This is a genomic window from Bradyrhizobium sp. AUGA SZCCT0222, assembly GCF_018130205.1.
Lineage (GTDB): Bacteria > Pseudomonadota > Alphaproteobacteria > Rhizobiales > Xanthobacteraceae > Bradyrhizobium.
This window is the reverse complement of the sequence record NZ_JAFCLX010000047.1, coordinates 47,652-54,970: the sequence shown is the minus strand read 5'-3', so window position 1 is coordinate 54,970 and position 7,319 is coordinate 47,652. Positions and strand designations below refer to the sequence as shown.

Annotated in this window: 6 protein-coding genes; 4 read left to right on the top strand and 2 right to left on the bottom strand. The window is 65.1% G+C overall.

Annotated elements, in window-relative coordinates; all coding sequences use genetic code 11:
• Positions 1-237 precede the first annotated feature (237 nt).
• The 4 genes from JQ629_RS29770 to JQ629_RS29755 all read left to right on the top strand — a co-directional run bounded on the left by JQ629_RS29770 (position 238) and on the right by JQ629_RS29755 (position 5,521).
• Positions 238-1,656 carry a M20 family metallopeptidase gene (locus tag JQ629_RS29770; protein WP_212415641.1) on the top strand — a complete coding sequence of 473 codons (1,419 nt, stop codon included), beginning with the start codon at positions 238-240 and terminating at the stop codon, positions 1,654-1,656.
• Between the two features lie 36 nt (positions 1,657-1,692).
• On the top strand, positions 1,693-2,562 hold the full coding sequence (locus JQ629_RS29765; protein ID WP_212415640.1) for a peptidyl-alpha-hydroxyglycine alpha-amidating lyase family protein: 870 nt from the start codon (positions 1,693-1,695) through the stop codon (positions 2,560-2,562).
• Positions 2,559-4,127, top strand: a complete 1,569-nt coding sequence (locus JQ629_RS29760; RefSeq protein WP_212415639.1) for a GMC family oxidoreductase — start codon at positions 2,559-2,561, stop codon at positions 4,125-4,127. Before JQ629_RS29765 ends, JQ629_RS29760 begins: the two co-directional genes overlap by 4 nt.
• 263 nt (positions 4,128-4,390) lie before the next feature.
• Positions 4,391-5,521, top strand: a complete 1,131-nt coding sequence (locus JQ629_RS29755) for a hypothetical protein (protein WP_212415638.1) — start codon at positions 4,391-4,393, stop codon at positions 5,519-5,521.
• A 16-nt stretch (positions 5,522-5,537) separates the two neighbouring features.
• Here JQ629_RS29755 and JQ629_RS29750 read toward each other — a convergent pair whose 3' ends face one another.
• Both JQ629_RS29750 and JQ629_RS29745 read right to left on the bottom strand, forming a co-directional pair.
• A complete protein-coding gene (locus JQ629_RS29750) occupies positions 5,538-6,095 on the bottom strand; it encodes an HNH endonuclease (protein ID WP_192738334.1) in 558 nt (185 codons plus the stop codon).
• 229 nt (positions 6,096-6,324) lie between these two features.
• Positions 6,325-7,293, bottom strand: coding sequence for a peptidyl-alpha-hydroxyglycine alpha-amidating lyase family protein (locus JQ629_RS29745; protein WP_212415637.1), 969 nt, complete (start codon positions 7,291-7,293; stop codon positions 6,325-6,327).
• Positions 7,294-7,319 lie beyond the last annotated feature (26 nt).

Below are 7,319 nucleotides of genomic sequence, written 5' to 3'. Positions count from 1 at the left end.
GTGCACTTTGTTTTGTGCAAACCGCACGCGAGACCGCGGGTGCAGCGCGCACCCGGTCTTCCCTGCGCCCTCTCATTTCGGGGGCAAGGAATTTCTGGCAAAGCTCGGGCGCGTCGCGCCGCGAGGTCGCAGGCGCATATCCATCGCGTCGGCCGCATGGCAGGTCACCCGCCCGGCGCTAGGCCGGGTCAGGCGAAGCTGATACGATTCATCCAAACAACGATCGGGGACCGTAGCATGGACAATCGCAGCGACATCTGGCGGGGCATTGACGTCATCAAGCCGCGCTTCATCGATTTGGCCGACAGGGTCTGGGCGATGCCCGAGGTCTGCTACACCGAGGCACGCTCGGCGGCCGAACATCTGGCCGAACTGCGCCATCAGGGTTTCCGCATCAGCGAGAATGTCGCCGATATTCCCACCGCCCTGATGGGCGAATGGGGCGAGGGCGGTCCGGTCATCGCCTTCCTTGGCGAATATGATGCGCTGCCCGGTCTCAGCCAGGAGGCGGGCGTCGCGGAACATCGCCCCATCGAGGCCGGCGGCCATGGCCATGGCTGCGGCCACAATCTCCTGGGCTCGGCGGCGCTGCTCGCCGCCACCGCCGTGAAGGATTGGCTTGCCGCGAGCAAGACGCCAGGCCGCGTGCGCTATTACGGCTGCCCCGCCGAGGAGGGTGGTGCGGCGAAAACCTTCATGGTGCGTTCTGGCGCCTTCGATGATGCCGACATCGCCATCACCTGGCACCCCAACAGTTTCTGGGAAGTGTCAGTGACGCCGTCGCTCGCCAATACGCGCGCCGATTTCATCTTCACCGGCCGCGCCTCGCACGCCGCGGTCTCGCCGCATCTCGGCCGCAGCGCGCTCGACGCCGTGGAATTGATGAATGTCGGCGTCAACTACATGCGCGAGCACATGCCGAGCGAAGCCCGTGTGCATTACGCGCTGCTCGACACCGGCGGCATCGCGCCCAATGTGGTGCAGGCCCACGCCCGCGTGCGCTATTCGATCCGCGACCGCGACCTGCCCGGGATGAGCGCGTTGGTGGCGCGCGTTCACAAGATCGCGCAGGGTGCTGCCCTGATGACCGAGACCAGTGTGGAGATGAAGATCATCTCCGCCGTCTCCAACGTTCTGGACAACACCCCGCTCGAACAAACCCTGCACCGGATCATGGAAGAACTCGGTCCCCCGCATTTCGACGCGGCCGACAACGAATTCGCCGCAAAAATCCGCGCCACCCTGACCGAGAACGACATCGCCTCGGTCTATCATTCGATCGGCATGGATCCGACCGACCGGCCGCTCGCCGATTTCATCGTGCCGCTGGATGCCAAGCGCAATCCGCAGATCGGCTCGACCGATGTCGGCGACGTCAGCTGGGTGGTCCCGACCGTACAGGTCCATGCGCCCACGGTCGCCATCGGCACGCCGTTTCACACCTGGCAGATCGTGGCCCAGGGCAAGAGCCCGCATGCCCACAAGGCCATGGTGCAGGCAGCCAAGGCGATGGCGGCGCTCGGCGTCCAGGCGCTGGGCGACCCTGCGCTGATCGCTGCGGCGAAGGCGGACCTCAAGAAGCGCACCGCCCGCACGCCCTATGTCAACCCGCTGCCGGACAACGTCGCACCGCCGCTGAATATGTCGTTGGCGTAAGGAGTGCACGAACGTTTGGCATGAGGGGCGGCGAGAATGGAATTTCCACCACTTCCCTACGTCGCGGTTGCCGAATCGTTCAAGCTGCCGCCGGGCATGAATTTCCGCGGCACGTCGGGCGTCGCCTTCAATTCCAAAGGCCACATCTTCGTCATCCATCGCGGGCTGCTGCCGCTGATGGAATTCGACCCCGACGGCCATTTCATCCGCGGCTTCGGCGAGGGCATGTTCGAACGCTCGCACGGCCTGCGGATCGACGCGCAGGATAATATCTGGGCGACGGATGTTGCCGCGAATCTGGTCTACAAGTTCGATCCATCAGGGCGGCTGGAGATGGTGCTGGGCGTCAAAGGCCACACCGGCGAGTGGCATCCGTTCGGGCATCTGCGGCTGTTCACCGAGCCGAACGAGGCCGTGGTCGGGCCGACCGGCGACATCTTTGTGCTGCAGGGGCACGGCAAGGGCGAGTCCTGCGTGCTGAAGTTCGACGCGGACGGCAACTTCATCAAGACCTGGGGCAAGAAGGGCAGGGGGCCGGGCCAATTCGACCTGCCGCATTCCCTCGTGTTCGACGCGCAGGGGCTGCTCTACATCGCTGACCGCAAGAACGAGCGCATCCAGGTGTTCGACGCCGACGGCACTTACGTCAGGGAGTCCCGGCATCCCGGCGCGCCGTGCGGGTTGTTCATGGGCGAAGACCAGCACATCTGGCTGGCGGCCGGTCACACCGGCCAGATCATGAAGCTCGATCTCAACGGCAAGGTAGTCGGGATGATAGAAGGTGCGGGGCAGGGCAAAACAGCCGGCAAGTACGGCGAAGCCCATTACATCGCGGTCAGCCCGCGCGACGAGGTTTTCGTCGCCGACACGCTGAACTGGCGCATCCAGAAATACGTCCCCGCATGATTGATTCCGAGTACGACACCATCATCATCGGCGGCGGCTCCGCCGGCGCCACGCTGGCCGCGCGCCTCAGCGAAGATCCTGCGCATCGCGTGCTTCTGCTCGAAGCCGGGCAGGACATGCGCACATCAGACACGCCGGAGCACATCCAGATCCCGAACCCGATGCGCGCCATCGGCGATGACAATTTCCGCTGGCCGAAGCTCTTGGCCAGGCGAACCGAGCGGCAGGCGCCCCGCCTGCTGTGGCGCGGCCGCGCCATGGGCGGCAGTTCCACGATCAACGGCCAGATCGCGATTCGCGCGATGCCCGACGATCTCGACCGCTGGGAGGCAAGTGGCTGCGAGGGCTGGGGCTGGGACGCGATGCTGCCCTGGTTCTGCAAGCTCGAGACCGACAAGAACTTTCCGGACGCGCCCTATCACGGCGATCGCGGCCCGATCCCGGTGTATCGCGCGCCGGTGCCGGACTGGGGCAACGTCGACCGCGCACTGCGCGCATCCGCGCTCGGCCTCGGCTATGGCTGGTGCGACGACCACAACGCGCCTGATGGCACCGGCGTCTCGCCTTACGCCATCAACAGCGAGGCCGGCCGCCGCGTCTCCACCAATGACGGCTACCTCGAGCCGGCGCGCGGCCGCGAGAATTTGCGGATTGTCGGCGATGCCCTGGTCGAAGGAATCGAGTTCGAAGGCAACCGGCTCCACGCCCGCGCGGTCCGGGTGCGCATCGGCGGCAAATCATGTGCACCCACGGCGAAGCATGAGGTGATCCTCTGCGCCGGTGCCATTCACTCTCCCGCCATTCTGCAGCGCTCCGGCATCGGCCCCGCGGCATTGCTGGGAGGGTTGGGCATCCCTGTTCTGGCCGACCTGCCGGTCGGCGAAAACCTGCTCGATCATCCGATCATGGATGCGCTGCTGCATCTGCGCGAGCACGGCCAGGTCAACACGCTGATGCACCGGCACACCAATTGCTGCCTGCGCTACAGCTCCGGCCTCGAAGGATCAGGTGAGAACGACATGATCATGATCGCCGGCAACCTCGCCCGCGACGTCAATCAGACGGCCAGCACCGCACGCGGCCGCATCGCGGTGTCGGTCTATCAGGCGTTCAGCCAGGGCCACGTCCGCATCACCACGCCGGATCCGACCATCGATCCGGCGGTGGAGGAGCGCATGCTGTCCGACCGCAGCGATCTCATTCGTATGCGCGACGGCGTGCGCCGCCTGCGCGAGATCTGCCTGCAGCCCGCCATCACCGACATTGCCCACCGCGTCGAATACGGCGCCACCGGACGCTCGATGGACGAGGCGCTCGGCGCCACTGAGCTGGACGACTGGCTGTTCACTGAGTGCAGCGACGCCCAGCACGCCAGCGGCACCTGCCGCATGGGCGCGCCCGACGACCCTCGCTCGGTAGTTGATCCCGAATGCCGCGTGCTCGGTTGCACAGGCCTGCGCGTCATCGACGCCTCCATCATGCCGGAAGTCCCGCGCGCCAATACCCATCTGACGACGGTCGCGATCGCCGAGCGGATGGCGGACAGGTTGAGGGGCGAGAGGTGAGGAAGGCCTACGCCAGCCGGGCGTCAGGTGAACTGCCGGCAGGATGCATTCCCGGGTTGCGCATCGGCGGAAAACTGGCTATTGGGACGGCTCCGCAACGCCATCGATGGAGGCGACCATGTTTACGTCTGCGCGCTTCCCGGGTTCGATACGCGATATTTGACGCGCGTCCCGGGATTCAAACCCCGGGTGAAATATCCAAATCCTCAACGCGATCGAATCTTGGCTGCGGACCTCTGAGTCCGCGCTGCGGAATTGTTGTCATGACCTCGAATCTGTTGCTGGCCCCTCGCCGGGAGGCGGCGCGCTCCGACCTGCTTGAACGTCGGCTCCGGAGATATCATCCCCGGTTCCAGGGAGAGGTGCGTGTTCTGGCAATGCGGCACTCGCGCATTGCGGACCTTGCCGCGAGCTTTCCCGCGCTTCTCTTCGCGCTGGCCGTCCCGCGGCCCGGGCTCGATCCCGCGCCGGCGCTCGCGCACGTCGTCGATGGCCTCGGTCTGGCTGAGGCGGCGGTGGCGGCCGATGTGCCGATGTGGCTGCGAAAGGTGCCGCCAGAGGCGCTCACGCGTCCGATCCGGAGATTGCCTGACGGTGAGCTGTTTCGCCGGCAGATCGCGAACCATTTTCCGCGCTCGCCCAAGCTCGCCCCGATTTGGCTGCAGGTCGTGGCTGATGTTGCAGATCTCGCGCATGAGGCGGTGGCGGTGTGGATCGCGCGCGAGCTTGTCCGCGAGCCGCGGCGTGTGAATCCGGCCCGATTGCGGCTGATCAGTCTCTGGTCATGGTTTTCCGGCCAGCCGGCAACGTACGGGCACGGGCTGATCGGCAAGCCGTGGACGCCGGACATGCGCATCGGTCCGGCCCTTGCGGCTGCAGACGACTGGCGAATGCTCATCGCATTGCAGGTGAATCTCGGTCGCCTGCCGATCAGCGACATGTGGCTCCGGACCGGTCGCGTCGCCGGTTATGATTTCCTGCCCTTGGACACCATCGTCGCTATCGCCGAAGAAGCGGACGCCATGCGGAATTGCCTGCACACCTATGGCTACAACCTCGCGCATAATCGCTCGCGGCTCTGGAGCGTTCGGCGCGACGGGGAGCGCTTTGCCACGCTGCGCGTTGCTTCGCGTTATCGCGATCCGCTGCCAAATATCGTCGAGCTCAATGCCGCTGGGAACGCAGAGGTGCCGCGTGAGCTATGGTGGGCGGCGCGTCAGTGGCTGCACAGGCATGACCTGTCGCAGGTCGAAATGGGGCGGCGTGACTGGGGTACGGCGCCGCTCGACCGCGCCGCTTGGCAATCGCTCTGGCGACCATATTGGATCGCGAAGCGCCGTATCCCGGAATGGCTGCCGATGGCACCATCGCGCCGTGCGCTTGAAGCGTTGTGAAATAAACCGCGAGATCCTACGGATCGAGCTCGGTATCCCAATACAAATAGTCGAGCCAGCTATCGTGCAGATAGTTCGGCGGGAACAGGCGGCCGTTGCGGTGCAGTTGATGGACGGTCGGCGCGAACGGGTGTTGCCTTGGGAACATCCGCGCCTGCTGCGGCGTCAGATTGCCCTTGCGCAGATTGCAGGGCGAACAGGCCGCGACGACGTTCTCCCAGGTGGTCTGGCCGCCCTTGCTGCGCGGGATGATGTGATCGAAGGTGAGGTCGTCATGCGCCAGGCAATATTGGCAGCAGAAGCGGTCGCGCAGGAAGACGTTGAACCGGGTGAAGGCGGGATGCGTGGTCGGCTTGACGAAAGATTTGAGCGACACCACGCTCGGCAGCTGGATCTCGAAGCTCGGGCTGTGCACCGCGCGGTCGTAATGCTCGACGATGTTGACGCGGTCGAGGAACACCGCCTTGATCGCGTCCTGCCACGACCAGAGAGACAGCGGGTAGTAACTCAGCGGCCGGAAATCCGCATTCAGCACGAGTACCGGCCAACCGCCTTGCGAGACGTGTGCGTTCAAGAAACGCTCCTGACTCCCATGTTAGCTGCGAAGCAGCATGCGCCCTGCATACTACAGGCAGCGTGACGGGATTGTGAAGAGCGTTCCGGGCCTTATCCAGCATATGCCGCCCACGAATCGCCACGGTTCCGCAGGGCCCCAAGGCATCTCCAAGGCATCTCCAGGGGCGGGCATCCGCGGTCAATCCATCGTGATCGGGCGCGCCAAGCCCCGAGCCGCGCGGCCGGCGCTAAACCTTCTCCAGCTTCTGCAGGCAGCGCCCGACGCCGACCTCTGCCGGCATCGGCGTGTCCGGAAAGCTGGTCTTCCAGTTGGTGACGCCGACTTCGCCGACATAGATGTCGCCCCTGGAATCCAGCGCCAGGCCGTGGGGCGCGAGGAATTTGCCGGTCTCGATCCCCGGGCCGTCCTCGCCGCCGAGCCGGGCGATCCGCTGGCCCTTGGCGTCGACGATGGAGAGTCGCGGCCCGAGATTCGGTACCTTGAGGTTGACCGGCATGCCGGGGCCGAGTTCGCCGACGATGAAATGCGGCTGCCTGCCGCCGCAGCAATGCAGCGCGCAGGGGCGGTGCAAATTGTTCCACTGGGTCTCGTACTTGCCGTTGCCGTCGAACACCTGCACGCGGTGGTTTTCGCGGTCGGCGACGTAGACGAAGCCGTCCACGTCGGTTGCGATGTTGTGGACGATGTTGAACTGGCCGGGATCGGAGCCCGGCTCGCCCCAGCTCTTCAGCAGCTTGCCGTCGGGCGTGTACTTATGGACGCAGGCATTGCCGTAACCATCCGAGACATAGATCTCGCCCTTCGGCGACAGCGCCGTATGGGTACAGCGGTGGAACGGCTCGCCGCTCATATATGGCTTTGGCCGGTTCGGGATGCCGATCGTCAGCAGCACCTTGCCATCGACCGAGCACTTGCGCACGGTGTGGTCGCCGTCATCGGTGCAATAGAGATTGTCGTCGGCGTCGATGTGCAGCCCATGGGCGCGGTTGAACAGCCCTTCGCCCCAGCTCCTGAGGAAATTCCCCTCGCGGTCCAGCACCACCATCGGATGGGCGCCGCGGTTGAAGACGTAGATGCGGTCGCGACTGTCGACCGCGACGGACGCGACGTCGGAGAGGCTCCAGCCATCGGGCAGCTTCGCCCAGTTCTCCACCACGCGATAACGATGCTCACCGGAGCCCAGAATGGATGGCATGTTTGTTCCCCCAATGTTGCTGTCAT

Bases quoted from the DNA above. Each gene is read 5' to 3' on its own strand.
- JQ629_RS29770 (WP_212415641.1), top strand. From the start codon at position 238: ATGGACAATCGCAGCGACATCTGGCGGGGCATTGACGTCATCAAGCCG.
- JQ629_RS29765 (WP_212415640.1), top strand. From the start codon at position 1,693: ATGGAATTTCCACCACTTCCCTACGTCGCGGTTGCCGAATCGTTCAAG.
- JQ629_RS29760 (WP_212415639.1), top strand. From the start codon at position 2,559: ATGATTGATTCCGAGTACGACACCATCATCATCGGCGGCGGCTCCGCC.
- JQ629_RS29755 (WP_212415638.1), top strand. From the start codon at position 4,391: ATGACCTCGAATCTGTTGCTGGCCCCTCGCCGGGAGGCGGCGCGCTCC.
- JQ629_RS29745 (WP_212415637.1), bottom strand. From the start codon at position 7,293: ATGCCATCCATTCTGGGCTCCGGTGAGCATCGTTATCGCGTGGTGGAG.